Source organism: Streptomyces sp. NPDC045021 (genome assembly GCF_056432645.1).
In genome coordinates this window covers 282,707-309,319 of the sequence record NZ_JBWKIQ010000003.1, presented here as the reverse complement: position 1 = coordinate 309,319, position 26,613 = coordinate 282,707, and the positions used below count along the sequence as shown (strand labels likewise).

The following is a 26,613-nucleotide window of genomic DNA, read 5'->3' as shown; positions in this document are numbered from 1 at the left end:
ACGTCCACCCCGACGGGCGAACGAGTAGGTCAGAGAGCCCCTGCCCGCGGCGCCGCCGCCGGCCCCACGGCCCCCACCAGCACCACCGGCACTGCCACCCGCCCGGAAGCCGGCACCGCCCGGAGACCGGCCACCGCCCGGTCCGGAACCGCCACTGCCCGGTCCGGAACCGCCACCGCCCGGTCCGGAACGGCCACCGCCCGGTCTCCGCATGGTTGCGGGGACCGGGCGGGAACGAACCGGGGGCGGGACTCCAAGAGTCCCGCCCCCGTCACTTCAGCCTGCGTCTACAACCCGCTACTACTGGCCTGGACTACTGGCCCGCGGGAGTTCCGGCCGACTTCTTCCGGCGGAGGAAGAAGACCGCGCCGCCGCCGACCGCGACGAGCGCGACGGCGATGCCCGCGATCATCGGGGTGGCGCTGCTGCCACCCGTCTGAGCGAGGTCACCACCGGTGGTGCCGGTGGTGGAACCGGCCGAGGCCGGGCTGGGCTGGGTGGTCGGCGTGCTCGGCGCCGGGGTGGGCGTGCCGGTCGTCTTGCAGTCCAGAACACCCTTGAACGTCTTGGTGAAGCCGTTCGGGCCGGAGATCGTGATCTCGTACTTCTGGTCTTCCTTCACCGGGACGGTGATGGTCTTCGACTTGCCGGCCTCGATGGAGAACTTCTGGCCCGCGAGCTCGAAGGTGAACGCCTCGTCGCCCTTGTTGGTGGCGGTGACGTCGACACCGTTCTTGGCGCAGTCGACCGTGGCGGAGACCGCCGGGATCGGGCCCTTCTTGGCCCAGGTGCCCGTGGCCGTGGCCGTCGCGGTGGTTGCGCTGGAGCCCGCGAGGATCTGGACCTGGCTCTTGCTGTCGACGCCCGTGAACGCGCGGCCGACCGGAACCTGGGTGACGGCCGTGGCCGTCACCGACGTGGTGCCGTCGGCGGCACCCGCCGGGATGGAGAAGAAGAGCTGGTCACCGTTGACCGCGGAGGTGACGGCCTTGCCCGACTTGTTGACGATCTTCACGCCCGCGGGGATGTCCGCGGCGGGCTGGATCTGCACGGGCGCGGTGGAGGAGGTGTGCACCGTGACCGGGCCGAGCTTGTCGCCGGACTTGCCGGAGACGGCCGGCGGGTCGAGCGTCAGGGACGCCTTGGGCTCGGGGGTGTCCGTCGCCGCCTTGCCCAGGTAATCGGCGAGCTGCTCGGCAGCCTTGTCGTTCGCGTCGACGTTCGCCTTGTCCGAGAAGCGCCAGATGGCGACCTGGGTGCCGGCCGCGGCGGTCTTCTCGGTCAGCGGACCGGTGCCGGCGGCCTTGGCCAGCGCGGCCAGGTCGGCCACCTGCGGGTAGGAGTGCTGCAGGATCCAGTTGATCTTGCCCGCGTCAGGGTTGTTGTGCAGCGAAGAGGAGTCCCACGGGACCTCCTGGTACTTCGCGTGCTTCTGCGTCGGGTTGTGAATGTCGATGCAGTACGTCTGGATGGTGCCGCCACCGACGTCCATGGTGAAGAGACCGGCGTTGATCGCCTTGTCCTTACCACCCTCGTGGATGACGACGCCGTCCGACTTGTCGGCCTGCAGGCCGCCCAGCACCGCGGTGGCACCGCCGTCCGCGAAAGCGGCACCCGCGCCGGATATCGCACCAGCTGCGAACAGACCTGTGGCCAGGCCCGCGGCGGCGAGGCGGGCAGTGCCTCGCCTCTGAATCTTGAACATGGAACTCCCCTTCGGGCGAAGCCGGGTCGTGAGGGTGGCCTCGCCTGCGGCTCCGAGAGCATCCGGGCCCCCGCAGTACCGAAGGAATCCTAGGAACCACAGGTATCGCGACCACCAACAATCCGTTCCCATAACCAATTCGAATCGCAATCGTTATGTAATTTAGGGATGGTCATGAGAATGTCGATAAGTCACCGATGCCATTCGCTCGCATAAAAGCTGCGCAACCGGGATTCTCAGGACATCTCAGCCGACCGAGGCGAAACGAGTTCCTGTCGGACCACCGACACCCGCCGGAACGCCGCCGTCCCCCGGGACAAATCGTGCCCGATCGCCACCGCGTCGATGTCCGCCGCGACGTACCACCGGCCCTCGTGCTCCTCCTCACGGACCCTCAGCCGCCCCCGCACGACCAACGGTTCACCGACCTGGACCGATGTCCGAACATTGGCCGCCAGCGTCCGCCACGCCCGCACCATGAAGAAGCTCGTACTGCCGTCACTCCAGGCCCTCCGCTCCGCGTCCCAGCGGCGAGCCGTCGTCTCCAGCCGGAACCGGATTACCGGCACACCCGTCGCCGTCTCCCGGAATTCGGGCTGCGTCACGACATTCCCCACCACCGTCACCGACGTCTCATTCATCCGCCCGCTCTCCCCCGCTGTCGAAATCCCGCTCCCGAGTGCCCTGGGGACATCGTGCACGAGTCGGACGGAGCGCGGAAAAACCGGCCGTAATCTGTGGATTACCGGCCGGTTGTGGATATCTCCGTCACTCCTGGGAGTGAAATCTCAGCCCAGACACCGGGTCTCGGGCCCGGGTCTCGAGCCCCGGACACCAGCGCCCGGCGCCGTTCCTGGGTGCCGGTCCCGGCGCCGTTCCTGGGTGCCGGCACCGGCACCGCCCCCGCCCTCAGCCCCCGGCCACCACCGCGTACTGTTCCCGCACCTCGCGATAGCGCAGCAGCTCCGCCGCCACCGGCTCCAGCACCCGCGCCCGGCCGCAGTCCGCCGCGGCGGCCCGCAGCCGCCGCTCGGCCGCCTGCCCGTACCGGCGGGCCGGACCGCGCGCGGCGATACGGCAGGCCCCGGCGAGCGCCGGGCCGCCGAGGGCGCCGACCCCGAGCAGGACGACCGGCAGCCACCAGGAGGCATCGAGCGAACCCACCGCGATCGCGACCAGGCACACCACCCCGGCCACCGCGAGGCTCATCAGCAGCCATTGGGCGGCACCCACCGCCGACCACCAGGCGGGCCGCTCAGGCCCCGCCGGCTCGGCGCGGGCGGCCGCCGTGTCCAGCGCCGCCGGCAGTCCCTCGCCGCCGCGCCGCGCCGCGTCCCGCACGGCCCGCGCCCACGGGACGGGCAGCCCCTGGGCCGCGTCGTCCGCGAGTGCCCGCACCGCCTCGTCCACCGCGGGGCGGGACGCGGCGAGTCCGGCCGGACCGCGGGCCACCGAGTCCGTCCCACCCTGGCGATCGGCGGTCAGCCGCCCCCACGGTGTGCCACAGGCGGTCTCCGCGGCGCGCGTCCAGTCGCGTTCCGCCGCCTCACCGGCGCCCGCGACTCCCACCGCGTCGGCCAGCCGGTCGACGAACTCCTCGCGGGCCGGATCCGTCAGGCCCACAGCGCCCTCTCCGACGTACAGCGACTGCAGGCGGCCGGCGGTGCGGTCCACGTCGGCCGCGAGCCGCCGGTTCGCCGCTCCCCGTTCGGCCACGATCTGCCCGAGGCAGGCCCGCAGATCGGGCACACCGACCCCGTTGAGCGCCGAGACCGCGAGCACCACCGCGCCGGCGTCGCCGTGTTCCCCGACCGCGAGTCCGTCCTCGTCCAGCAGGCGCCGCAGATCGTCCAGCACCTGGTCGGCGGCGTCGCCGGGCAGCCGGTCCACCTGGTTGAGCACCAGCAGCGTGACGTCCGCGTGCCCGGCCAGCGGCCGCAGATAGCGTTCGTGCAGCGCGGCGTCCGCGTACTTCTCCGGGTCGAGCACCCACACCACCACGTCCACCAGCTGCAGCAGCCGGTCCACCTGGTCGCGGTGGCCGGGCGCGGCCGAGTCGTGGTCCGGCATGTCCAGCAGCACGAGACCGGCCAGCCGCTCGTCCGTCCCAGGAACGCGATCGGTGCCGTCCAGCACGCTCCGTCTGGCGTAACGATCCTGCGGGGCGATACCGAGCCGATCGAGCAGTCCGGCCGCGCCCTCGGGGTCCCAGGAGCAGGAGACAGGCGCGGCGGTCGTCGGCCGGCGGACGCCCGTCGCCGACAGTTCCAGTCCCGCGAGAGCGTTGAACAGAGTCGACTTTCCGCTCCCGGTGGCACCGGCCAGCGCGACGACCGTGTGGTCGAGCGACAGCCGCCGCCGCTCCCCGACCCGCTCCAACAGCGCTCCGGTCTCGGCCAGTTCGTCCGGGCTGACGCGCGTCCGGGACAGCCCGAGCAACTCCCCGAGCGCGTCGACCCGCGCCGCGAGCGGATCCGGGGAGCGCCGAGCGCCGTGCGAGCCGCCGGAAGTGCGGACTCCGTTTTCCCGCACCGCGCCCGTTCCTCGGGCGAAGCCCATTGCTCCGTCGGAGACTCGTTCTCCGGAGACTCGTCCTCCGGAGGAGGAGTCTCCGGAAACTCTTGCTCCGGCGGCGCCCGTGCCGGTTCCTGCCGTGGATGCCACCGCGATCACCTTTCCTTCTGCAGTAGGGACAGTGCGGCGATCAGCGACGACTGCTGCTGAGCGGTCACATCGAGGCCGTCCACGGGCGCGAGCCGCCGCTCGCACTCACCGCGCAGCAGACCGGCGACCCCGTCCTCCAGCTGCTCGCGCGCACGGTCGCGCATCCGCAGCGCGGCCTGCGCGCCGACCGTCTCCGCCAGCCGTTCGCCCGCCGCGCTCCCGCGCCGACCGCCGAGCAGGACGGTCGCCAGCAGCGCCGCCGCGTCCTCCGGGTCGGCAGGGGCCCGTTCGGCGTCGCGGGCGGCCCGTACCTCGGCGTAGGCGAGGTCGGTGAGACCCTCGCGCCACCGCGCGACCCCCGCGTCGATCCGGTCCGCGGTGGCCGCCCGGTCCGGCCGCGCGTCCGGCTCCGCGAGCATCGCGGCCCCGGCGCGGTCCCGCCGCCACCCTGCGGCAGTGCGTTCGTCGGCCGCGTCGACCTCGGAACGCAGCAGCGTCGCGAGCCCCTCGGCGAGCGCGCACTGCAGCGCCTCGCGCCCGCAGTGCGGGTACTCCAGCCAGCGCGCCAGCGCCTCACCGGCCAGCGGCACCCCGGCCGTCACGGCGCTGTCGATCCGTTCCGCGGCCTCCGCGTACGCGTCCTCCGCACCACGGGCCAGCCGTACCGCCGCGGCGTGCTGGACGGCCGAGGCCGAGGCCAGCGCCGGCATCCTGGCGCGCATCGAGTCCAGGACGCCGACCGCGGTCCTGTGCGCCGCCTGCTGGCGGGCGGCCGGGTCCTCGGCGTTGTGCACCAGCCACTGGCGCAGCGCGGCGACCGCGGTCTGCGGCAGCAGCCCGCCCCCGCCCGCCGATTCGGGCAGCTCCGGCACGGTGAAGCGCGGTACGTCCCCGAGCCCGGCCTTCGTCAGGAGCGCCGCGTAGTGCCGGGCGACGTCCTCGGCGATCTGGTGCGGCACCCGGTCCAGCACGGTGGCCAGCGTGACGTTGTACTCCTTGGCAGTGCGCAGCAGATGCCAGGGCAGCGCGTCCGCGTACCGCGACGCCGTCGTGACCAGGATCCAGATGTCCGCCGCACAGATCAGCTCCGCGGCCAGCTCACGGTTTCGTGAGACGAGCGAGTCGATGTCCGGGGCATCCAGCAGCGCGAGACCCCTGGGCAGCGCGTCGTCGGTCTCCAGCCGCAGCAGTTCGCCCTCCGCGCCCTCGTCCCCGTCCCCGTTCTGTGTCACGGGTGGTGCGGACCAGGCCCGTGCCAGGCCCGGCAGGATCCGCGGATCGGCGAACCAGGCCCGGTCCGCGGGGTGGCACACCAGCACCGGCGTCCGGGTCGTCGGACGCAGCACCCCCGCCTCGCTGACCCGTCGCCCCACCAACGAGTTGACCAGCGTCGACTTCCCCGCCCCCGTCGATCCGCCGACCACCGCCAGCAGCGGCGCTTCAGGGGTCCGCAGCCGGGGCACCAGATAGTCGTCGAGCTGCGCGATCAGCTCCTGGCGGGTACGGCGGGCCCGCGCGGCTCCAGGAAGTGGGAACGGAAAACGCGCGATGTCGACGCGGTCGCGCAGCGCGGACAGCGCGTCGAGCAGCTCGGGCCGTACGTCCAAGATCGCCACAGTGGCAGAATGCCCCATTTTGGCGCATTTTTGAAGCGTATACCGCCCAGTTCACGCCTTTTTGGCCCGCACGCACCCGATACGGCGGTAAGGGAGGCGGACGAGACTCGGGCATAACGAGTGCACAACGGCCACCGACTGAGGAGGAAAAAGCGGTGCAGCATTCGTACCCGCCTGCGATTATCGGACCGCTTCACCGAACCTCCACAACGTGTCACGGAGGTGAAGCAACCGGTAGTAGGTCCACCGCGCCCTATCCTTGACCCCGGCCAGGTCACGGAACCACCCAGGGGCGGAGACAGCCGCGGCCACTGTCCGGCCCCCATAGCTCAGTGGATAGAGCAGGTGCCTTCTAAGCACTTGGCCGCAGGTTCGAGTCCTGCTGGGGGCACCACCGCTTCACCCGTCCGGCGTACCCGCGAGGGGAAACCTTTCCGCAGGTCAGCGCCAGAACGACGCCACACACACGCAGCCGTCCCTGCCTACTCTCGAAGAGTAGGCAGGGACGGCTCCGTCCGGCTGTCACCGGGTTTCTGCGGGTGGCTGCGGCGAATACGCGGCGAAGTTTTGCCTCGGGGGCCGGCCGGGGTCCCCCGCCCCGCGTCGGCGGTAGCCTCCCCGGATGGCTCAAACCAGGCTGGTAGCCGATCTACGAAGGCAGCAGATCCTCACCCTCAAGGACTTCCGGGAGGCGATGAGAGCCCCTTGCGGCCTGCCCGACTGGATGGGCAGCAGCGTCGATGCCTGGTGGGACACCATCGAGACCCGAGCCATCTCGGCGACCATCGATGCACACGACCTGCTCGCCGTGTACGCCGACGAACATGGCCTCTTCAGCGACGGCAACGCTGACGGCGCAGCCCTGCGTCAGGTCTTCCGGGACTCCACCCATGCCGTCCTGGAACTCAGCCCGCGTAAGTAGCGCCCGTGGGTATAGAGGGCGGCCCGCCGCGGTTAGAGCGGCCTCGACTGGTCCCGCCATATCTGAGCCCGGGACCTGGCCAGCCAACTTCGACATGGACCGCCGGGACCCAGTGGAAAACCCCCCGGTCGTCGACCCACCTGACGATTGCACCCCCCGCCGGCACCCAGTGACGCCGCCGCCCCTTCTCCGGTCTTGCGAGGTCAATCGCCTCCGGAGGCCAAGGCGTCCTAGCTGTTTCCGCAGCTCAGGCGGGCTGCTGCACGTCAGGCGTCTCTATCCATCCCACAAATACGCCGTGGCTGGGGTGATCACCTCGATGCGAACTACGGATGCCAGCCGCTGATGCACGGGCAGAATGACGCGACGAATGATCACCAGCAGCGTGGTCGCGCCTCCAGAACCGCACTCGCCGAATGCACGCCCATCACACAGCTCACGATGCGACCACTACGCAGCCCGACAGGACCATGGGCCTGGCGAGGAAGCGGACGGTCCCCGTCTGTCAAGTATCGACCGAGCTGCTACCCGGCCTAGGGGTTCCTTGGGAGGGGGAGGGGGAGATGGCGGCACTGCTCGAAGGCTCCTGGTAGGCCCCACTGAGAAGTCCGATCCCGAAAGCTCGGCCTTGATCAGTCAACCCATCATCTGGCCATGCCTGACGTCCATCGAGGGTCTGCACCCAAATGAATCGATCTTCGCCCTGCCCGCTAATGCGTCGAGGCATAGCGGCACCTCCTCACTGACCCAATCACTGTCGCACGTTCATCCACCTGATGAAAGCCCTGGGCTGGTTTCATCACTCTTTCGCGCCGCCATCGCGCTCTGTTTACTGTTCGTAATTCTGCGTATACACCATGGCAGGATCACCAATGTTAGTAGTGCACCCTGCACCATGAGCAACACGAAGAAACCCAATCTCATGCACCCCGTTGAATTCACGCAGAACATGACAAGGGCTGCCGAGAAGCACACGATTGGGATGCACCACGAGACACCCCGAAGGCCCACTAGCATCTTATCTTCCAACGCATGCACTTTTGAGGAGGACGAGGACTTGGCCAGAATTGTTATGGAGGCAGCGCCAACCGCGAGGAATATAGTCGTCAGAAGAACAGTAAAGTTCAAGGAGGGTTCGGCCGCACCGTTACCGACTGCCTTAGCGGAGACGAGGTCGGCGCTTTTTTCGTGTCCAACCAACAAAAGAGCCACCACGGCCAGGCATGTCGCCAGAGTCGCGGACAGCCAGCCTCTAAGCTCAGACCTTAGCCTCAAACGCAATGTATATTCTTGTCCGCCCCCGAAATCGTGGGCCGCTAGGTGATACCCGTGCCGACCGAGGTATCCCACATGAGGCTTAGGCAACCCAGGCGTCAAGCCAGGTGAACCTGGATCTATTTCCACGCCTGTCGGCGACCATAGTTCACAGTGGTAGCTTCTTGGATCCCCGACGGGCGGTGCTATTTTGAATTCCCACGTTCCCCAACCGAGGAGTACCGATACTCCACGCCAGGGTTTCCCTGTTGCCACTTCCCATTCTTGGGGAACATCCGTCGTTATCTTCACCATACATTCACCATCTGGTTCACCCGGAACCAAAGCGCATAGCATGTGACATTCAGTCAACGTCATCACGGAGATCCGGAAGAACTCTGATGCCAGTTTGTCCGCAGTGCCGAAGAGGCGGTCGTGCTGGTCGGAGCTTAGTCCCCACGGCATTTCACGCATCAATTCATAGGTGTTCTTTCCATCGCGAATCACGGATGTAGTGATGCGTCTAAATGCTGATGTTAGGCCGTCCGGGAGGCCAGGAAGCCAGGGTGTTTTGGGGATCGCTCCGCCAATGATGGATTCAGTGACAGAGTTTAGAAAATTGAACTCAAGGGACGCGCACTCCTCGCTGCGCAACCTGGGGAGGGAGTGGCCCTCGGAATCACACATCCGGAACCGGTAGGAAAGGCTGGCTTTATCGAGCAGCATGAGAGGAACTAGACATTGACGTTGGCCCGCCAGGCCTTTGAGTATTACTCCAGACGGTGGAACAGTGAAATGGAATCCGATGTTGCAACGCACAGTCTCGGCGTCGATAAATTCGAGCGTATCAACCCGCCGATGCATCCAACTAGATCGGGACAGCCACAGCAATCCCAATCGTCGCCCTGCGTCTGGCTGCTCGAATTCATCGCGGCCATCCAACGTAAGCGAGTCCGGGAAAGCGTTCCCTGGTCCAGGCATCGCTGCTCGCCTTCTGCGCGTAGCCCTTTACAACCTGCATGCAGCGCAGGCCTGTTGAGGGTGGATGCTTCGTCTCCCGTCGCTTCAACGGCCTAGTTCTAGGGTGGACGTCGGCTGAACACTTCGCAAGCCGAGGAATCTGCCCCTTCTTGGTGGTGCTGGAATCCTGAGCAGCGTTACAGGGTGCCTCTCCGACAGTCTCTCAAGGACTCCCCCAGCATCGGGAGGAGCGCTGGGCCGAACGGAGAAAGTATCGCTTGCTTATCGGCGATCAGGAATCTTCGGCTCTGGGACTCAGCCCCCGGCAGGACACCCCCCTTGATGTTGGGGGCGCCCTGCCGTGTCTGCGCCGGCTTCTACCACGACCACGTGCGCTACAACCCGCTGATGTCCTGCGCGGCCTCGATACGCCTTTGGAGGTCCTTGGTCTGTCCGGAGATACAGCGGGCGTAGGTGGCCAGCAGGACGGCCACGCTGTTGCCCGCCCATTCCGCGACCTGCGCGGGTGGGACGCCATGGTTGAGCCATGTCGTCAGGCAGGTGTGGCGCAGATCGTAGACCCGTTTGCCGAGCGGCGACGCGTATTCGTCCGCGGTGAGAATCTCCTTCCGGGCTCGGTCCCATCCTCTGCGAAAGACGGACCCTGCCAGGGCATCTCCCTTCTCTCCTCGGAACAACAGATCGCCAGGCTTCAGCCCTTCAGCCTTGATGTGTTCGCGCAGGATCTTCACCAGGGCGGGGTGGCACGGGACGACACGGGTATCCCCCTGTGCCCGCCCCTTCAGGTGACGCCTGTCATGGATCTCTCCGGAGTCGGTCCATCGTCTGCCGACCTCCGGGGTCGCCGTATGCGCGAGGATCTCGCCCCACCCCTCCTCAGGCAGGTCGACATCGCGCACATCGAGCGCGACAGATTCCTCTGGCCTCAGGCCTGCGTAGTACTGCGTGGCATAGAAGGCGTGCAGCCGCCGGCCGCCGCGGGGGCGGCGACGGACCCAACTGAGCAGAGCTGCCGCTTGCGATGGGTTGAGCAGGCTCCGTTTGTCCACCGAGGTGGAGCTTTTTGGGCTCGTGCCCTTGCCCTTGGGTAGTGGATTGTTCAGCAGGATCCCGCGTGTCACCGCGTACTCCATGGCGACGTTGAGTACGCGTCGCGCGCGCTTCACCGATGAGGCTGCGGCTGGCTTACCGTCGAGCTTCGTCGTAATGACCTCCAATACCTCCTCTACCTTGCCGGGGTCTTCCCAGGCGGACATCGTGAATGTGTTGCGTTGAACCCACGCGAGGATGACCTTCACTTCAGGAGGTGCGCTGTCCCGTTGGTTCCGGTTGAAGGCCCATTCGCGCAGCGCCGTGCGGACGTCGACAGGCTTGAAGTCGTTATGGACGGCGCGGAGCAGGGCGACCGTCGTCGCCATGAACACCACGGCGATGTTCTTGCGGTTGTTCGCCGACGTCCGGGGCCATTTCGCATCGATGAACTGGACCGCGAAGTCGTACCAGTTCGTGGCGGCAGCTATGGATCGGTGCGAGACGGGGAGACCCGTGGTGAGGCTGAACGCCTCACCACGGCGGGTGGCTGTGACCAGCTCGGAGCGAAATGCATCCGCCTGTGCCTCCATCGGGAAAGTGTCCCTGAACGCCTTCCCGCCTACCGTCCAGCGGACGGTGTACGTCGTGCCGCGCTTTCCCTTGTAAGCCCGGATCTTCCAGATACGAGCGTCGTAGGTGTCGGCCATCAGGCGCGGTCCTCACGGTCGTCGAGCCAGTTGTCCAGGACGCCCCGGCGGACGCGCAAGTCCCCGTTGGGGAGCTTGATGCACCGGGGCGCGCGGCCCTTTTGCCGCCAGTCGTAGAAGGTGGAACGCGAGATCTTCAGCTCTTCGCAGACCTCGGCGAGGGTGAGCTTTTCCCGAGATCTGAAGGCCGCTGTCGTCATGGAGCGCTCCCCTCTTCGGAACCGGACACCCGGACAGCACTGTCCGGGTGCTGTCCGGTCTGTTTCTGCTGGTCAGCGCGCTGACCGGACAGCCCGGACAGGTGGGACAGTTCCGGGATGCTGTCCTGCTTTGCTGCGGTGTCCGCGAAGTAGCGGCCGCCGTTGTCCTTGACGAGTTGGCCGTCGCTGGCCATGCGGGCGCAGGTCTTACGGATGGTGTCCGCGTCCACCTGGGGCACCACCGACGCGAGGTCTCGCGGACGGGTTCCGGGGTTGGCGCGGACGTGGCGCAGGATGGCCGCCCGGGTCTCCCCCACCAGGTGGTCGCCTGCCGGCCCGTCCAGGAGGCGCCAGGCTCCGGAGGCGGCCTCGAAGGTGAGGGCGTATTCGGCTTCGTCCACGTCGCGGCCGGTGGTGTGGAGGATGCCGTCGGCATGGCCGCGGGCACGTTTGAGGACCAGGGTGGCGTCAGCGGCGCCGGCGATGCCGTTGGTTCCGGAGACTTCGGCGAGGAAGTCCTCAGAGGCCATTTTGCGGACGTGGTGGACCAGGACGACGGCGATGCCGTAGTGGTCCGCGATCCGCTTGGGGTGGCCGACGGCGGCGTAGTCCGCTTCGTAGGCGGACGCGCCGGGGGCGGCGGGGCCGCGCATTTTGGTGAAGACGTCGATGACGACCATGCGGGCGTCGGGGTGGCGGTCGAGCCATCCGGCGATGGCTTCGTTGCCGCCCTGGGGGAAGGGCGGGCATTCGGTGACCAGGGTCAGGCCGGCTGGGGCTTTGCCACCTGCGAGGAGTTTGCCCATGCGGGTCTGGAGGCGTCGCGGGGTGTCCTCCAGCGCCAGGTACAGGACGGGTCCGCCGTCCACCGGGACGGAGCCGAACGCCATTTCACCGGCCGCGACGCACAGTCCCAGTCCCAGGGACAGCCAGGACTTGCCGACTTTCGGGGGGCCGCACAGCAGGGTGACGCCTTCGGCGAGGATGCCGGGGACGGCCCATTTCGGGTCGGGGAACTGGGTGGCCATGAGCTGATCGGCTGTCCAGGCTGTGCGGGGACGCTCGCGGGCGGGCGGTAGTTCGGGGGCCGGTTCCTGGCGGACGGAATGCAGGTGCAGTGGAGGGATGGGGTTGGCGCTGGTCATGCCGCGACCCTTCGGGGGCGCTTGGCCCCTGCCCTGAGCCCGGAGGCGATGGTGCGCTGGGTCTCGCGTTCGCCCAGTCCGATCTGTGTGGCGGCGGATGCGAGCCAGACGGTCACTTCGCCTTCGACGAGTTCTCCCCCGGCGACGAGCTGTCCGAGGGCGACAGCGGCGAGGTAGACCTTTTCGTTGCGCTTGCCGCCTTGGGAGGTGGTGACCTTGGCGAGTTCGTCGGTGATCGCAACGCGCAGGTAGGCGCCGCGACGGTCGGTGGCGAGCGGGACCGTGACGGGACGCTGCGGGGGCAGCGGTGCCGGGCGCAGCAGGTCGGTGAGCCAGGCGGGCAGCGGTACCGGGTCGGTGTCGTGGGTGAGCGTGTAGGGGTGGCCGTTGACGGTGCTGCCCGTTCCGACGACGTAGCCGCCGCCGGCGCGGGTGTCGACCTTCCAGCCGAGTTTGCCCGCGGTGTTACGCAGCTCGGTGCCGTCCGGGGCGGTGAAGTACAGGTGGGTGCCGCCTGACCCGGTGCGGACGGTGTGGGTGTCGGAGGGGTAGGGCTGCCCGTGCTGGTGGGCCAGGTCGGCGAGGACGTCGGCGCCATCGGTGATCCCGGCGTCGTCCCACCGGGGCGGGGCGGTGTCCGCCGGTCCCTTGGGGGTGTCCAGGTCGATGACCACCAGGTGCGAGGGGCCGGGGGCGATGCCGATGTTGTAGGGGGCATGGGTCCAGCAGCGGCGGATGCGGGACGGGTCGATGGTGGCCCGGTGTTCCCAGTCGGTGATGGCGGGCCGCTTGTCGGCGGGGATGAGCGGGAAAACGTGCCAGCCGCGGTCGGCGGCGGTCAGGGCTGCGTGAAGCACTTGGTTGGTGTCGTGCGAGTGGGAGGAGTCAGGCATCCTGGAATCTCCTTCTCGGTCCTGTACCGGGGATGGGGTCCGGGGCGGCGGGCTGTCTTGGCTGGGAGTGCCGCCGCCCCGGGGTTAGCTAGAAGGGCGGCTCGTCACTGAAGCCGCGCGGCGCCGTGCCTTCCGGGGCGCCGGGAGTGTTCGTCGCGGTTGACCACTGGTCCCGCGAGGGAGCGGCCTGCGTGCGCTGGGCGCGGTGCACGGTGATGGTGGCGAAGCGCAGGGACGGGCCGATGTCGTCGACTTCCAGCGCGAGCATGGAGCGGTTCTCGCCCTCGGCGTTCTGCCAGTTCTGTTGCCGCAGCCGCCCAGTGACCACGACCCGGGCGCCCTTGGTCAGAGATTCGCTGATGTGTGTGGCCAGGTCGCGCCAGGCGGTGCAGCGCAGGAACATCGCCGTGCCGTCCTTCCACTGCCCGGTGGTCTTGTCGTAGCTGCGCGGGGTGGAGGCGACGGTGAACTTCGCCAGCGGGTCACCTGCGGCGGTGAACTTCAGCTCGGGGTCGTCTGCGAGGTTGCCGACGACGGTGATCGGGGTTTCTCCGACGGTCATGATTGGGCTCCTTGTCAGGTGCTGCGGTGGGGTGCTTCGGATTGGTTCAGGCGAGGGCTGCGGCGACGCGTTCGCCGATCCATTGGGCGACGTTGCAGGACACGGCGTTGCCGGCCTGTGCGGTCTGTTCGCCTTTGGTGCCGTGCACGATGTACGCGGCCGGGAAGCGCTGCGCGGTGAGCTGTTCGCGCGGCTGGAGCATCCGGAAGTAGCAGTCCTCGATGTCCGGGGCCGCGCTGACCAGGGCGGCGGAATCCCGCGTGGCCAGCGTGTGCAGCGGCTGCCCGGTGCTCTTGGGTGCGGCGTTGCGGTAGGGGATGACCAGCCCGTGGTGGTTGCCGCCGGCGGTGACGGTGGCCAGCGGGCGGACGACGGATTCGGCGGTGCCGTTGCGCCGGTATTCCACGACGAACGGCGCGGAGAGCAGGGCTTCGTAGCCCTTGGGGTTGGCCATCCGGGTGCGCATCGGCTCTGCGGTGGTGGTGGGGACGGCGTTCCATCCGCCGCCGCACGGCACGAGCAGCCCCTCACCGATCTTCACCGTGCGAGCGGGCAACGGGCCGGCGTCGGCGGGCAGGGCTCGCCCGTCGTGCCCGCTGTGGTTGACGGTCAGCACGGTGCGCTGTGTCGGGAACAGCCGCAGCCCGGTCCGGATGCGCTCCATGGTCGTGGCGGCCAGCGGGCGGGGGCGGTCGCCGATGCGGGCGCCGGTGTTGGTCCAGTCGATGATGTCGGCCGCCGCCCGCACGTACGGCTCGACCAGGGCGTGACGGCAGGCGTTGTTGGGGCACCGGTAGTCGTACTGCTGCTTGTACTTGCCGATCCGGCGCCCGTTGCGCCAGGACTGCACCGCGTCCACATCCTCGGCACAGACGGGGCAGAAGGCGCGGGGGCGGGGCTTGAGGTCGGGCAGCGGGATGCCGTGGCGGGTGTAGACGATGTAGATGCGGTCGCGCCACTGCGGGGCATGCGCGTTGCCCGCACCGCCGACGTGCGCGGAGGACACGGACACGATCTGGGAGTGGTAGCCGAGCTTCTCCATGCCGGCCCGCCACCAGTCGAACAGCTCCCAGTCCGCGGCGAATTCGACGACGTTCTCGCACAGCACCGCCCGGTAGCGGTGGATCTCGGTAGCCCGGATGACGTCGTAGGCGGTGGCCCGGGTGCGTTCCCAGGCGGCGGGCTCGACCGCCCCGTACTCCTCGAAGGCGAAGGCGGTCTGGCCCTTGGCGCGGCGCTTGCGTCCGCCGGCGGGGCTGGATTCCTGGCAGATCGGGGAGGCCCACAGGATGTCGGTGCGCGGCAGGCGCCGCATGTCGTAGTTGTTGATGTCGGCGCAGATGTGTTCCGCGTCGTGGTTCGCGGCATGGGTGGCTATCGCGATCCGGCTGTGGTTCGCGGCGAGCTTCAGCTCCATGCCCGCGGCCACCAGGCCGGTGGACGAACCACCGGCGCCACAGAAGATGTCGGTGAATGTCAGGCTCATCGGCCCGACCTCCTTCAGGTTGCGTTCAGGGGTTGGGGATCCGGGGCGGTTGGCTGTCGTCGGCTGGGAGTGCCGCCGTCCCGGGTTGATCTAGGCCGCGTGGCCCGGGGTGAGGGCGGCGTCACGCCACGCGTGCCACTCGGGGTGGTTGACAGTGAGGTTCCCGGGCTGCAGCGCGGTCGCGGCGGCGATGGCGAGTGCCGCGTGGACCTGCGCTTTGGCGACGATGTGCGCCTGGACGGTCAGGCCGCCTTTGGCGAAAGCTGCTTCGTCCAGGAGCCGTTCGGCGATGCGGTAGTGCTCTGCTCCGGTCATGTGGTCCATTCCTTTCGGCGAGGTAGTGCCCTCGGGGTTCTGCCGGGTGGGCGCCGCTATGCGGCGCGACGATTGGGAAGAGCAATGACCGTTGCCAGGCCCGCGATCGGCGCGACAGGTGCGGGGAGGGGCTCACGGGAGTCCGGCGGCGGTTCGGGCGCTGAGTTGTGGGTCTCGCTCAGCACCAGGTCGACGGCGGCGATCTCGCGCCGGCCCCGCACGTAGCCGACAGCCACGGCAGGGGCGGCGAGGATGCCGGGGCCGAACAGGCATGCAGCGGCGATCAGGTCGGCGCTCATGCCGCGCCCTCCCGGGCGGTGGCCAGGAGTTCCAGGAGCGTCCCGCCGAGGGCTGCGAGACGGTGCTCGATGGCCTGCCAGGAGGTTGGGTCGATGCTCATCAGCCCGTGCGCGGCGGCAGCAACGTCACCGGAGCGCAGGGCTTGGAGGGCGTCGCGGAGTTCACCGGCGGCCATGAGCGTGATGCGATCGGTGTGCTGGTTCATGGGGCTCCGATCGGGACTAGTTGATGACCTTGTTCATGGAGTTCACGACGGCGGTCATCAGCTCATCGACCGTGGTGGAGGCTCCGGTGCGGGCGAGGTAGAAGCCGAACATCAGGGCGATGAAGGCCGATCCGGCGCCGAGGGTCTTGGAGCGGAGGAGGAAGAACAGGACGAGGCCGAACAGGAAGAGCAGGGACACGGTCACGGCCATGGCAGGCGCTCCTTGGGAGGTCGCGTGACGGGCTGGGGTGGGCCCCGCCGGGCGCGGGCGCGGGGCCGGCGCGCCGGGCGGGGGTGTGGTGCGGTTAGCGGGTGCCGTCGCGGTGGATGCGGCGGGCGACGTTGAACAGGTGGCGGCCGACGCGTATGCGCTTGCGGTCGCCGTGGCAGCGGCGGCAGGTCTTGCCGGGCTTGGGGCGTCCGCGGCGGTCGGTCTTGAGCGCGTAGCCGAAGCCCTTGCACTTGCGGCAGTTGCCGAACGGGCTGGCCGCACACAGACTCGCGTAACACAGAGTAATGACGAGTAGGCAGGCGATAGCGAGGAGCGTTGGGGGCATGGCGGGGCCTCCAGGCCGGTTTTCGGGGTTTCCGCAGGTAGGCCGCTATGCACTAGCGAGCTGATCAGCGCACATGGGGGCCGCTATCGGGGCTGCTATCGATAGCAGGTGCGACCGCTATCGATAGCAGCCCCGCCGGGTCAGCTCGCGTCCCGGTTTTGATTACGCTCCGCGATCGCGGTGGTGATGTCGTCGCGCTTGATTCCGCGCTTGTTGACGAACTTGCCGTCGATGCGGCGGCCGACCTGCCCGGCGGTGATGCCGTAGGGCTTGAGCGTGGCGGTCAGGTGCGCGGTCTGCTCCTCACCGGTCATCTGGGCCCAGGCGCCGTAGCGTTCGGGCCGCAGGTCCGCCAGGCGTTCGACCACCGTCTCGTTCCACACCTTGCTCTCCTCGACGGGGAGCACGGCGAGGATGTCGGGCAGCAACGTGTCCGCGACCCGTTCGGCCTTGGGGGCGTCGGGGTTGGGGAGGGTGCCGGCGGCGGCGCGGGCGGTCTTGGCGCGCTTGCAGATCGTCTCGGCGGTGACGTTGTCGATGTAGTAGGAGCGGACGATCTGCGGGTTCGGTCCTGCCCCGACCAGGTAGCCGATGCCCAGGTCTTCGGCGGTGAACGATGTCGCGCGGATGCCGTTCTTGTACATGGACGTGCCCAGGACCATGTCGTTCTCGGGCTGGCCCATGACCTGCAGGCAGAACCGGATGCCGACGTTGGCGCTGATGGCCTTGGGCAGGCTGTCTGCGTCGGGGCGCTGCGTGCCGAGCAGCAGGATCACGCCGAGCGCGCGGCCCCGCTTGATGATGGCGGTGGCCTTCTCGGCGGCACGCTTGCCGAACTTCTCGTGGGTGAAGACCTCCTGGCACTCGTCGATGGACATCACCAGCGGGTGCAGGCCCAGGGACTTCTTCGCCGCCAGGGCCGGGGTGACCTTGTTCTCCGGGCAGATGTCCTTGGGCAGCCCGTTGATGACCCGTGCCCGGCGGTCGAGTTCGCCGTAGACGTAGTCGAGCGCGTCCATGCAGCTCTCGACCGTGGCGTCATCGCCCGGCCCGGAGCCGTAGGAGTGCGAGATCGCCTCGAACGCGGAGAAGTCGCCGGTGCCCTTGAACTCCCAGGTGTGCAGTTCCGCGGTCGGATCCATGGCGGCGGCGAGCAGCAGGATCCGCAGCGCGAACGTCTTACCGCGGCCGGGCATGGCGCCGGTCAGGAAGTTCGCGTACATCAGGTCGAAGCCGACCTGTCGGCCCCGCGGATCGGTGCCGTACGGGACCGGTTTGAACAGCGAGGTGGTACCGGTCTTGAGCAGCGGCCAGGCCGGTTGCGGGGCACGGGCCATGTCCTGATCGCCGACCCACAGCATCACGCGCCCGGGGTGCTCGCCGGGGACCGGCTCGGGCCACACGCAACCCAGCGACTTGCGCAACCCGGACGCAAGGCGTTCGCGCCGGTCGAGCACGTCGGAGACGGTCACGCCGTACGGGACGTCGATGTCGGCCCTCCAGCCCTTGCCGTCGCGCTGGATCGGGGCCTTGAACTCGATGCCCGGATGCCCTTTGGAGATCTGCTTGTTGATCTCCGCGATACCCAGCGCCCCGAAAGCGCGGGCCACGATGTCGGAGGTCAGACGCAGTACCTGCGGCAGGTCCACCGCCCGGGTGATGACCGGTGCGTCCTCCGCCCGTCCGAGGTGCCCCAGGGCCATGAGCAGGGCGCCGAGCGAGACAGCCTGAAGCCAGCCCGGGGCGAGCACATGCAGGGCGAGCGCTGCCCCCAAGCCAACGACAGATGCGAGCACCGTGATCAGGGTCCGCAGCCGCACCCGGCCATCCCGCTGCCGCGACAGCTTCAGGTACTCGCCGGCGTCCTCCTTTTCCACCATCGCCAGGCGGACCGGCTCACCTTCCTTGTCTGCGACCCACCGCAGCGTTCCGCCGAGGAACTTCGCCGCCCCACGCGGGGACAACAGCGCGAGCCGGACCGCATACGCCGGGGAGCGGAAGGCGTGATACCCGGCGGTGTGGCCGTAGTGCCCAGCCACCCACCCGGCAGCCGCCCTCAACTCCGCAGCCGACTGCAGCCACAGGGGCACGACCGGGCGGCGCTTGGCGCCCTTGATGCGGTCCATGAACCCGGGCCCGACCGGGGCCGGTCCATCGACCATCACCGGACCCGACCCCGGACCCGACGGGCCCGACGCCAGGTCGGCCGACCGGTTGCCCGACTCGCCGGTGTGGGAGTCGGCCGACTCGGTGCGGGCGGATCGGGCTTTGTCCAGGGACAGCACCTCGCCCCCGGAGTCGGCCGCGAGGTCGCTCTCCAGTCGATTGAACAGTTCGTTCTCGTCGTCGTGATTCACTGAACGTCCTTCCCTTACGGGTAGGTAGCGGGGCCCGGTCGTCGCTTTGGTCGGTTGCCGACCGGGCCCCGGATCGAATGATTCAGAACAGGGATTCCTGCGCCTCGGCGGCAGCGGCCTCACGGGCGGCGCGCACGAGAGCGCGGGCGTGACCGAGGCATCCAGGGCACCAGGCACGCAGCTCAGTGGTGGCCTCAACGATGGCGTCCACCGTGGCCGCAGGTTCGGCCGGAGCAACGATCAGAACCGCGCGCGGATGGCTCTCCTTGGCGCACACCCCGCCGGCGGCGTGGGGGCGTCCGCACTGCCCGGTGCACTGGCACTGCCCGCCGGCCGCGTCGATGACGGAGGTGTACAGGGCGGCACCGGCGATGGGGGCCCGCATCCCGTTCACGCGGCCTTCGCCGTGCTGCGGGTGACGCCGAGCGCGTCGGCCCACAGTCCGTGCAGAACGGACTGCCGGGACGGGCTGGTCTTTTCTCGGCTCTGGACGGGCATTTGCAGGCCCACGAAGTCATCTCCGCACGCGATCAGCAGCGGCTTGGTGGCGCCCGCGCCCCAGATGGTGAGCGGGACGTTGCGGGCAGCAGTGGCCCACCGCCCGAGCAACGTGGGGTTGAGATCGACCTCCATCGTCAGGTTCGGCACGGCCCGCATCGCGTCGGCGATGAGCGCGCGCCAGGCGATCCGGCGCGCCTCCGCCGGCGACAGCTCCACCGTCGGCACCGCAAGAGTCAGGGCGCCGGCGGTGAACGTCAGGCGCTGACCGCACGGCGACAGGTCCAGGAACAGGGGCGTGAGGCGGGTCAGCGTCGCGAACGACCGGACCGCCTTCAGATCGGCGGCCGAGACGAACGCCGACCATCCGGCGGCGGTCCCGCTGCTGACTGGGCGGCGGGTGACGGCCATCGTGTAGCGGTCGGTGGCGATCGCGTACAGGTGGGTGGCGTCCGCCTCGAACCGAACACCATTGATCACGGGCAGGGTGGTGCCCGCCGAGATGTGCGGGGTGACCTGCTTGAGCAGGTGCGGGAAGTCGCTGATCGGCCCGATCATGACGCCACCTCCACACCCGATGTGAGACTGGAGGTGGTGTCGTAGACGCGCAGCGACACCAGCACCCCGGCGTAATGGCCGTTCGCCCGCAACGACTGGTAGCCGTCCGCGACGGGCTGCCTCCACTCGACCGTTGCCGGGTCCAGGTCGAGTGCTTCACGCCAGGTCTCGAAGTCCGCCAGGTGGCCGTAGTCCATGCGGACTTCCAGTCCCAGCTCGGTGCCGCCGGCCAGGCTGATCATGCAGACTTCCACGTCCGCGGCCGGAAGGTGCGGCAGCGCGGTCAGGATGTGGGACAGGGCCACAATCGCCGGTGTCCGGTGCTTCATCGTCTGTGCGGTCATGCTGCTTCTCCCTCGATGGGATCCGTTTCGGTTGTGCCGATGTCGGGGTCGGCGGTGGGTTGGTCGGTGCTCTGGACGGTCCGCAGGGGCTGGGACCGCTCCGCTTTGAGGGCGTCGCGCAGGGCGCGGGCGTTGGCCTGCGAGGTGTGAACCTCCGTGCGGATGCGATCGGCGGTCAACGCGTCGTCTGACCACCCGGCGGTGGCCTGGCGGGCGGCGGCGAGCAGCTCCTCACGGGTTCGCGAGGTAGGGGCCGGCTTGGCCGAGCGGCGCGACTTCCGCGCCTTGGCGGGCGGTTGCTTGGATTCCGCGCCCAGGACGGGCGCCTGCGGGGTGTCCGGTTCGGCGGCGGGCGGGTCGGCGGGCGTCGGTTCGGGGGTCGCGTCGCCGAGCTTGAGCAGGACCCGTGTGCGGCGAGGGGTCTTGGACCGCCACCGGCGACCGTGTTCCTCGCGCAGGTCCGCACGCAGCAACTGGCGTTCGCGCTCACGGTCCAGGGCCTCGCCGTATTTGGTGATCTCCCACAGCGTCATCCGACGCCACAGGGCGAAGGTGGACAGGGGTGCGAGGATCCAGCGGGAGCGGCGGATCTTCTCCATCCGCCGCCCGGTCACCGCACCGATCCGCGTCGCGTAGACGTGCGCGGCGACCTCGGACAGCACCACCCACAGCAGCGGCATCGTGCCGTGCGCGATCCTCGCCGACAGGGAATGACCAGCGGCGATGTTGAGCCAGCACGTCACCCCGGTCAAGAACCACGGCACGAACCGCACCCACGCAAGCGGCATGTCCATACGGATCAGCAGCAGATTCACCAGAGTGAAAGCCGGAATGGCCAGGTCGATGCCGATCGGGAGCATCTGCGGGACGGTGAAGTCCCAGCTCCGCGCGGCGGCCGTCACGGTGTCGAAGGAGAGAGCGAAACCGGTCCCTCCGACCCCGACCCCCAGCACTGTGGCCACGCTCAGCAGGGCTCGTTCGGAACGGGTCAGCGGAGGCACCCGGACCGGCTCAGGCATGGGTGGTGAGGTCATGATCCGCCTTCCGTCATGGGCACGTGTGTTCCGGGGCGGCCGGCTCGGCGGCCGTTGACCGTGTGGCGAGGCGCCGTGAGACGGTCGGTGACGTAGACCCCGCCCCCGTTGCGCTTCGCGGTGTACATCGCTTCGTCCGCGCTCCTGAGCAGTACGGGCAGGTACACCACCACCCCTTCGGGGCTCCACACACCGCCCACCGATGCGCCCAGCGGCAGCGCGTGGTCGTCGTAGAGGACCGGTGCGCACAGTGCGAGGTGCAGGTCACCCAGGATCCGTACGAGGTCATTGGCAGTCGGGACGCGCAGCGCGATGGCGAACTCATCGCCACCCAACCGCGCTACCGACCCGCCGTTGTTGTCCTTGACCCATCGGGCCAGGCGGGTGCCGGTCGCCCGGATCGCGGCGTCACCGGCCGCGTGGCCGGCCGTGTCGTTGAGCTGCTTGAAGCCGTCCAGATCGATGACCACCATGGACACCCCGCCAAGGCGGGAGAGGCGCAGCGCTTGGGCGCTGAAATCCTCGCGGGTCGGCAGGCCCGTCAGCGGATCCCGGCGCGCGCACTCGATCCGCCGGTGCAGCCGCAGACCATGGATGCACCAACCTGCCGCGAGCGGGAAAGCCGCAGCTGCAGCGGGAAGGATTGCGCTCACCGGGCACCCCCGATGAAGTCGACGTTGACCAGCCCGGTCAGGTCCGCGACCGCCGCGCCGGTTACGAGGCTGCGGACAAAGTCCAACAGTTCCTCATGGTCAGGAACCGAAGTCCTCATGCCGCTGCTCCCGACCTGCGCGGCCGGCGGTGCGCCGCCGTCGCACCGAGTGCGGTCGGGGGCAGGGCCAGCACCTGGGGCGCCATGACCGCGAGAACGTGTGTCATAGCTGCGGCGGCTCGGTCGAACAGTTCCGGATCATCGGCGAGGATGTCCCGCGCAGCGGTCCGGCGAGCGGCCCGCTCTTCTTCGGTCTCGCCCTCTACTCCGAGCCACAGCTCCGGAGGCGTACCCAAAGCCAATTCCACGAACTCATCAGTGTTGCGAGCTTCTTGTCCCGCGACGAACACGTGCATACGCATGGCGTAGCTCCTCAGGTCACTGGATGGGGGCGGGGTGGCCGGCTGTCCTTGGCTGGGAGTGCGGCCACCCCGACGGGGATGTGTCGAGCGGTCTGCGCCACTGGTCGGCGGCGACCGGAGCGCATCAGGCACGGCCTGGAGCCGTGCGGTCCGCCTTTTCAAACTGAGGGAGGCGGGGCCCACCTGTGGAGTTGTAAAGGAACGAGCGCTGCCTTCAAGCCCGTCTCACGGGGCCCTCCGGGCTCGGCATCACATATCGTTTATGCGTGGTGTGTACTACCTACCACTCACGTTGGCAGATCGATTCCGCGTCGTCAAGCGCTCTGGCTTTTGAACTAGGAACCACTGGCCTGCCGTGCGGCGATGACTCAACTATTGCCAGGCGGCGCGGACTTCAGGAGCGTGTACTTGGGGGTGCACTCGTGCACCCCCAAGGGCAAACCGCCTGCATCCATGGCCTGACCTGCATAGACTGACGGTGCGTCAACCTGGGACTTCGGCCACTCCATGGGGGATCGATGGCAGACCGGAACGACAGACTGGCCGCGCTCATGGATGAAGGCGGCTTCTCCCACAAGTCGCTTGCTCGCGCAGTGATCGTTGCGGCCATCCGTTCAGGCGAAGACACCACCTGCGATCACACGTACGTGAGCCGATGGCTCAAAGGATCGATCCCGCGGGGCAGCATGCCGCAGCACATCGCCGATGCCATCGGGCGCAAGCTGGGTCGCCCGGTCACAATCGACGACATCGGTATGGGTGCCGCTGCAGTCTCCGCCGTCCAGCACGACCTGGGGCTTGATTTCGCGGACCGGCCCGAGACTGTCACCACCACCGTGGGCGACCTTTGGCGCGCTGACCTTGCCGAAGCCGAACCGCTGACACGAGCACTGCCAGATCCTGCTGCATGGAACGAAGCTGCCGTGCGGTGGCTCGTCTCGCCCCCGCACGGCGAGCTCGCCCGTTCGGGCCACCGCTCCATCGGCGCGGTAGACGTGGACATGGTGCGCTCGACCGCCGAGGCGTTCAGCATGCTCGATGGCAAGTTCGGAGGTGGCCACGCAAGGCGCGCGCTGATCCAGTATCTGCACACGGACGTACGGCCCATGCTGGACGGCAAACACTCCGATGCCGTAGGCAAGCAGCTCCACTCGGCAGTAGCCGAAGCGCTCTTGCTTGCCGCGTGGATGTCGTACGACAGCGGCCTTCACGGCATCGCGCAGCGTTACTTCATTCAGGCACTTCGGATGGCGCAGGGGGCCGGCGACAGGCTTCTAGGCGCAAGCATTCTCTCCGCAATGAGCCATCAGGCCACGTTCGTTGGTCGATATCGCGAGGCGGCGATGCTTGCGCGAGCCGCCTTCACAGGACCCGGCGCGGGCCTCACGCCAACGCTGGCCGCACAATTTCGAGCAATGGAGGCGCGCGCGCTGGCGCGCTTGGGCGACCGGCGCGGCTGCGATCTCGCTCTATGTGAGGCTGAACGGCATCTGAGCTTGCGCACCGCAGATAGCGATCCCGCGTACATCGCGTACTTCGATGAAGTGGAACTCGCAGCCGAGTTCGGCCACTGCTTTCCGCGATCTAGGCCGTTCCGCGCAAGCAGCGGAACGTGGGACAGGGTCCATCTTCGGTGACGGCATGAACAACCGCAGTGACTTCTTCGCGACGATGGTGCAGGCAGAGGTGTACATCCACCAGGGAGATACCGGGCATGGGTTCGACATCGCGTTGAGCGCACTGCGGCTTGGGGACGGCTTGAAGTCGGCGCGCTGTGTCCAGTACGTCCGAGAGTTCCAGGGACGCATCACGGATGGAATGAAACGGGCTGCGGAGTTCCGCGATTTCGCGGAACAGGCCCGCAGCTTCCGCCTCTGGCAACAGCTTGGATCGCAGCCCTAGAAGGGTGCCCAGTCACGTCTCGACCCACCCGATCGCAGGGTTTCCACTCTCTTTTCAACTTCCACCGCTGCCTGCGGATTCGCGCCAGCGTTCTGTGAGAGCCACGTGACCATGAGCAGCTCACGAACACGACGCAGCACGGCATACCCGGACCACTCTCGGACATCGAAGCCGTAGCCCTGTACGAAATCGGCGTACTCGTCCTCGGTGTGCCAGCCAAAGCTGTCGTAGTACATCGCGGTGTGCATGAGATCCCACTCACGTGGCCCAGTCGCGAAGCCGTCCAGATCGATGACCTTCGGGTTTCCTCCCGCATCGCGCAAGACATTGCCGATGTTGAAGTCTCCGTGGATAGGTCCCAACGGAAGCGCGAAACGCAATCTGCCGTACTCGGCCGCCAACTCGTCGGCCAGCGAGGCGAGGTACGTCCGAGTCTCGGTTGGGATCGAAGCGCGCTCGATCCGCCGTTCGACCCTGTCGAAAGGGCGAAGTTCCGGCAAGGGAAACGCCGGGGGCTCCAGTTCATGGAGCCGCCGCAGTAGCTCGCCCATTTCGTATGTGCTTGCGTACGTGTCGCCATCGGCCAACCCCTCCCAGAAGGTCACAGGGTGGCCGTCAATGACAACCGGCTGTTCCGCCTCTGTCGCTAGTCGTGCCGCCGGGTAGCCTTCCGTCGTCAGCCACTTCGCCACAGCTACTTCTCTACGCACAGACGGTAGGCGATCAGCGCTCCGCCCGACCCGCGAAACGATTCGGCCGCCGTCGATGCGGAAAACGGCATGGTCACCGAATCTCAGTATCTTGATGCCGTCCGGTTCCACCTTGGCCAGGGCACAGGCCCTTCGCAAAATGGCCTCTGCCTCCGCAGCGTCAAACCCGGTGCGTTCGCTCGTCGTCATGCTGTCTGGCCACCTCGCCCTGCAGGCAGAGCGCGGACTTGCCGCCCCCGTACATCTCCCTTGCCGATGAGCCCTTGTCCCTCCATCTGCGCGATGGCGGAACGGACCGCGGTTCGCGAAGCACTGAACCGGACGCACAGTTCCTTCTCGGTCGGGAAGCGGTCACCGACCTTGACCCCGTCGGCCGCCAGCAGTTCAGTCACTCTCTCGACCAGCGGGCGGCGGTCACCTGACCCCGCCACGTACCAGCCGGCTCCCTGCACGGACTCGATCAGGCCTTCGCTCTTGAGATGGCCGAGCGCTCGCTCGATGGTGCTGCGGCTCACGCTGTAGGTACTGATGAGCTGCGCCTGAGATGGCAGCCCTTCGGTGATCGCACCCTCATCGATCTTCTGGCGCAGAGACTCAGAGACCTGCAAGTACGTGTCTCGCGGACTGGCCTGCGGCACACTGCCTTCCCTTCATTGCTCTCCACGAGTAGTTCCCCCGTACACCCAGCTGAGTCCAGCTTCGCATGAGGTCTTCTAGAACATCTCTAGTGGTTTCGCTGCTCACCGGACGCTGAGATCAGGTCCGCCCGAGGCCTCATCCACGACGCGTGGTGTCCCACCTGTCCGGGCTGTCCGGTTAGGGCTCTGAACTGGGAAAACGACCGGACAGCGCCATCCGGGAGCTGTCCGGCCTGTCCGGGCAGGCCTGAAAGTCATTTCCGCGAAGTCGGCGAGTCCCTACATGGCAAGGCGGCTGGCCTCCATGCCTGCGCGGAAGACTGCGGCGTCGTTGACGCAGACCCCGATGTGGGCACTATAAGGATCAGCGACCGCGTTGAAGAGGACCAGGCACAGCGGCTAGATGACCCGAGCCCGCCCGCTGGTCTCCGTGTCGTCCCGCCGGTCGCTGGAGTGGATCCAGACGGAGATGCCGGAGCAGGTCGTAGGTGAACAACGCACAGCTGGCGCTCGCCATGAGGCAGGGCCAGCAGGCCACAGCCGCGGACGCTGGGAACAGGAACCGGTCTATGGGACGGACGCCCGGAAGCCGTGGAAGTCGAGGCTCCATCGCGCCCATTCGGGGTGTAGTCCGGCGACTGGTCCATTGCATTGGAAGCTGATCTGCGTCGCCGCTCACGCGAACCGATGCTGAAACATTAGACGATCATGGCCTGCTGTTTCAGCACCGGTTCGTTGGAGGGGCGGCGTCGGTAAGGTCCTACCTCCTTCGTGGCCAGGATGCGCAAAACCCGGTCGGCGGCCTGCATGGTGAGGGATACTCCTCTTGCCGTCCAAAAGGGAGATCGTCGAGCGACCGGCCCGGGCGGGCATGGACGGTTCCCACATCCCCGCGAAAAATCCATCGCTTGCTCTCTCGATAAATAGCTAATCCGGATCTCGCACCGCGCCCTT

Annotated in this window: 29 protein-coding genes and 1 tRNA gene; 4 read left to right on the top strand and 26 right to left on the bottom strand. The window is 68.1% G+C overall.

The window, feature by feature from the left end; all coding sequences use genetic code 11:
- Window positions 1-313 precede the first annotated feature (313 nt).
- The 4 genes from AC07DC_RS12720 to AC07DC_RS12705 all read right to left on the bottom strand — a co-directional run bounded on the left by AC07DC_RS12720 (window position 314) and on the right by AC07DC_RS12705 (window position 5,976).
- A complete protein-coding gene (locus AC07DC_RS12720) occupies window positions 314-1,705 on the bottom strand; it encodes an LAETG motif-containing sortase-dependent surface protein (RefSeq protein ID WP_478914382.1) in 1,392 nt (463 codons plus the stop codon).
- Between the two features lie 236 nt (window positions 1,706-1,941).
- Window positions 1,942-2,346, bottom strand: a complete 405-nt coding sequence (locus tag AC07DC_RS12715) for a single-stranded DNA-binding protein (protein WP_478914627.1) — start codon at window positions 2,344-2,346, stop codon at window positions 1,942-1,944.
- 268 nt (window positions 2,347-2,614) lie between these two features.
- Complete coding sequence (locus tag AC07DC_RS12710; RefSeq protein ID WP_478914381.1) at window positions 2,615-4,264, bottom strand: GTPase; 1,650 nt, start codon at window positions 4,262-4,264, stop codon at window positions 2,615-2,617.
- Between the two features lie 110 nt (window positions 4,265-4,374).
- A complete protein-coding gene (locus AC07DC_RS12705; RefSeq protein ID WP_478914626.1) occupies window positions 4,375-5,976 on the bottom strand; it encodes a dynamin family protein in 1,602 nt (533 codons plus the stop codon).
- A 327-nt stretch (window positions 5,977-6,303) separates the two neighbouring features.
- On the opposite strand from AC07DC_RS12705, the gene AC07DC_RS12700 reads away from it, so the two are divergent.
- Together AC07DC_RS12700 and AC07DC_RS12695 are read left to right on the top strand one after the other, a co-directional pair.
- Window positions 6,304-6,379 (top strand) — tRNA-Arg (locus AC07DC_RS12700).
- Between the two features lie 228 nt (window positions 6,380-6,607).
- Window positions 6,608-6,907 (top strand): barstar family protein, encoded by a 300-nt coding sequence (locus AC07DC_RS12695; RefSeq protein ID WP_478914380.1) that lies wholly within the window; start codon window positions 6,608-6,610, stop codon window positions 6,905-6,907.
- Between the two features lie 765 nt (window positions 6,908-7,672).
- On the opposite strand, the gene AC07DC_RS12690 is transcribed toward AC07DC_RS12695, so the two are convergent.
- The 20 genes from AC07DC_RS12690 to AC07DC_RS12595 form a co-directional block, all read right to left on the bottom strand.
- Window positions 7,673-8,887: a hypothetical protein gene (locus AC07DC_RS12690; RefSeq protein WP_478914379.1), complete on the bottom strand. Its 1,215-nt coding sequence runs from the start codon at window positions 8,885-8,887 to the stop codon at window positions 7,673-7,675.
- Between the two features lie 629 nt (window positions 8,888-9,516).
- On the bottom strand, window positions 9,517-10,881 hold the full coding sequence (locus AC07DC_RS12685; RefSeq protein WP_478914378.1) for a tyrosine-type recombinase/integrase: 1,365 nt from the start codon (window positions 10,879-10,881) through the stop codon (window positions 9,517-9,519).
- Complete coding sequence (locus tag AC07DC_RS12680; protein ID WP_478914377.1) at window positions 10,881-11,081, bottom strand: helix-turn-helix transcriptional regulator; 201 nt, start codon at window positions 11,079-11,081, stop codon at window positions 10,881-10,883. Before AC07DC_RS12680 ends, AC07DC_RS12685 begins: the two co-directional genes overlap by 1 nt.
- Window positions 11,078-12,226 (bottom strand): AAA family ATPase, encoded by a 1,149-nt coding sequence (locus tag AC07DC_RS12675; protein ID WP_478914376.1) that lies wholly within the window; start codon window positions 12,224-12,226, stop codon window positions 11,078-11,080. The genes AC07DC_RS12680 and AC07DC_RS12675 overlap by 4 nt, the downstream gene beginning before the upstream one ends.
- Entirely contained in the window at window positions 12,223-13,119 is an 897-nt protein-coding gene (locus AC07DC_RS12670; protein ID WP_478914375.1) for a bifunctional DNA primase/polymerase, read from the bottom strand. The genes AC07DC_RS12675 and AC07DC_RS12670 overlap by 4 nt, the downstream gene beginning before the upstream one ends.
- 88 nt (window positions 13,120-13,207) lie before the next feature.
- Entirely contained in the window at window positions 13,208-13,681 is a 474-nt protein-coding gene (gene ssb / locus AC07DC_RS12665; RefSeq protein WP_478914374.1) for a single-stranded DNA-binding protein, read from the bottom strand.
- A 46-nt stretch (window positions 13,682-13,727) separates the two neighbouring features.
- Window positions 13,728-15,167: a DNA cytosine methyltransferase gene (locus AC07DC_RS12660; RefSeq protein WP_478914373.1), complete on the bottom strand. Its 1,440-nt coding sequence runs from the start codon at window positions 15,165-15,167 to the stop codon at window positions 13,728-13,730.
- A gap of 90 nt (window positions 15,168-15,257) precedes the next feature.
- Window positions 15,258-15,482, bottom strand: a complete 225-nt coding sequence (locus AC07DC_RS12655) for a hypothetical protein (protein WP_478914372.1) — start codon at window positions 15,480-15,482, stop codon at window positions 15,258-15,260.
- 56 nt (window positions 15,483-15,538) lie between these two features.
- Window positions 15,539-15,781, bottom strand: a complete 243-nt coding sequence (locus AC07DC_RS12650) for a hypothetical protein (protein WP_478914371.1) — start codon at window positions 15,779-15,781, stop codon at window positions 15,539-15,541.
- Window positions 15,778-15,987 carry a hypothetical protein gene (locus tag AC07DC_RS12645; protein ID WP_478914370.1) on the bottom strand — a complete coding sequence of 70 codons (210 nt, stop codon included), beginning with the start codon at window positions 15,985-15,987 and terminating at the stop codon, window positions 15,778-15,780. Before AC07DC_RS12645 ends, AC07DC_RS12650 begins: the two co-directional genes overlap by 4 nt.
- Before the next feature lie 16 nt (window positions 15,988-16,003).
- The gene (locus AC07DC_RS12640; RefSeq protein WP_478914369.1) at window positions 16,004-16,198 is read right to left on the bottom strand and encodes a hypothetical protein; all 195 of its coding nucleotides are present in this window, start codon (window positions 16,196-16,198) and stop codon (window positions 16,004-16,006) included.
- Between the two features lie 94 nt (window positions 16,199-16,292).
- The gene (locus AC07DC_RS12635) at window positions 16,293-16,544 is read right to left on the bottom strand and encodes a hypothetical protein (protein ID WP_478914368.1); all 252 of its coding nucleotides are present in this window, start codon (window positions 16,542-16,544) and stop codon (window positions 16,293-16,295) included.
- Between the two features lie 140 nt (window positions 16,545-16,684).
- On the bottom strand, window positions 16,685-18,901 hold the full coding sequence (locus AC07DC_RS12630; RefSeq protein ID WP_478914367.1) for a cell division protein FtsK: 2,217 nt from the start codon (window positions 18,899-18,901) through the stop codon (window positions 16,685-16,687).
- An 82-nt stretch (window positions 18,902-18,983) separates the two neighbouring features.
- On the bottom strand, window positions 18,984-19,295 hold the full coding sequence (locus AC07DC_RS12625) for a hypothetical protein (protein WP_478914366.1): 312 nt from the start codon (window positions 19,293-19,295) through the stop codon (window positions 18,984-18,986).
- The gene (locus AC07DC_RS12620; protein ID WP_478914365.1) at window positions 19,292-19,957 is read right to left on the bottom strand and encodes a hypothetical protein; all 666 of its coding nucleotides are present in this window, start codon (window positions 19,955-19,957) and stop codon (window positions 19,292-19,294) included. Before AC07DC_RS12620 ends, AC07DC_RS12625 begins: the two co-directional genes overlap by 4 nt.
- Window positions 19,954-20,301, bottom strand: a complete 348-nt coding sequence (locus tag AC07DC_RS12615) for a hypothetical protein (RefSeq protein ID WP_478914364.1) — start codon at window positions 20,299-20,301, stop codon at window positions 19,954-19,956. The genes AC07DC_RS12620 and AC07DC_RS12615 overlap by 4 nt, the downstream gene beginning before the upstream one ends.
- Window positions 20,298-21,335 carry a DUF2637 domain-containing protein gene (locus AC07DC_RS12610; protein WP_478914363.1) on the bottom strand — a complete coding sequence of 346 codons (1,038 nt, stop codon included), beginning with the start codon at window positions 21,333-21,335 and terminating at the stop codon, window positions 20,298-20,300. The genes AC07DC_RS12615 and AC07DC_RS12610 overlap by 4 nt, the downstream gene beginning before the upstream one ends.
- Window positions 21,332-21,988: a GGDEF domain-containing protein gene (locus AC07DC_RS12605; protein WP_478914362.1), complete on the bottom strand. Its 657-nt coding sequence runs from the start codon at window positions 21,986-21,988 to the stop codon at window positions 21,332-21,334. The genes AC07DC_RS12610 and AC07DC_RS12605 overlap by 4 nt, the downstream gene beginning before the upstream one ends.
- Complete coding sequence (locus AC07DC_RS12600; protein WP_478914361.1) at window positions 21,985-22,107, bottom strand: hypothetical protein; 123 nt, start codon at window positions 22,105-22,107, stop codon at window positions 21,985-21,987. Before AC07DC_RS12600 ends, AC07DC_RS12605 begins: the two co-directional genes overlap by 4 nt.
- Window positions 22,104-22,403 (bottom strand): hypothetical protein, encoded by a 300-nt coding sequence (locus AC07DC_RS12595; RefSeq protein ID WP_478914625.1) that lies wholly within the window; start codon window positions 22,401-22,403, stop codon window positions 22,104-22,106. Before AC07DC_RS12595 ends, AC07DC_RS12600 begins: the two co-directional genes overlap by 4 nt.
- Window positions 22,404-22,927: 524 nt before the next feature.
- Here AC07DC_RS12595 and AC07DC_RS12590 point away from each other — a divergent pair.
- Together AC07DC_RS12590 and AC07DC_RS12585 are read left to right on the top strand one after the other, a co-directional pair.
- Window positions 22,928-24,046: a hypothetical protein gene (locus AC07DC_RS12590; protein ID WP_478914360.1), complete on the top strand. Its 1,119-nt coding sequence runs from the start codon at window positions 22,928-22,930 to the stop codon at window positions 24,044-24,046.
- A 4-nt stretch (window positions 24,047-24,050) separates the two neighbouring features.
- The gene (locus AC07DC_RS12585; protein WP_478914359.1) at window positions 24,051-24,311 is read left to right on the top strand and encodes a hypothetical protein; all 261 of its coding nucleotides are present in this window, start codon (window positions 24,051-24,053) and stop codon (window positions 24,309-24,311) included.
- Here the strand turns inward: AC07DC_RS12585 and AC07DC_RS12580 are convergent.
- Window positions 24,308-25,210 carry a phosphotransferase enzyme family protein gene (locus AC07DC_RS12580; RefSeq protein WP_478914358.1) on the bottom strand — a complete coding sequence of 301 codons (903 nt, stop codon included), beginning with the start codon at window positions 25,208-25,210 and terminating at the stop codon, window positions 24,308-24,310. The two genes, AC07DC_RS12585 and AC07DC_RS12580, sit on opposite strands and share 4 nt — an antisense overlap.
- Window positions 25,207-25,659: a GntR family transcriptional regulator gene (locus tag AC07DC_RS12575; RefSeq protein WP_478914357.1), complete on the bottom strand. Its 453-nt coding sequence runs from the start codon at window positions 25,657-25,659 to the stop codon at window positions 25,207-25,209. Before AC07DC_RS12575 ends, AC07DC_RS12580 begins: the two co-directional genes overlap by 4 nt.
- Window positions 25,660-26,613: the final 954 nt, after the last annotated feature.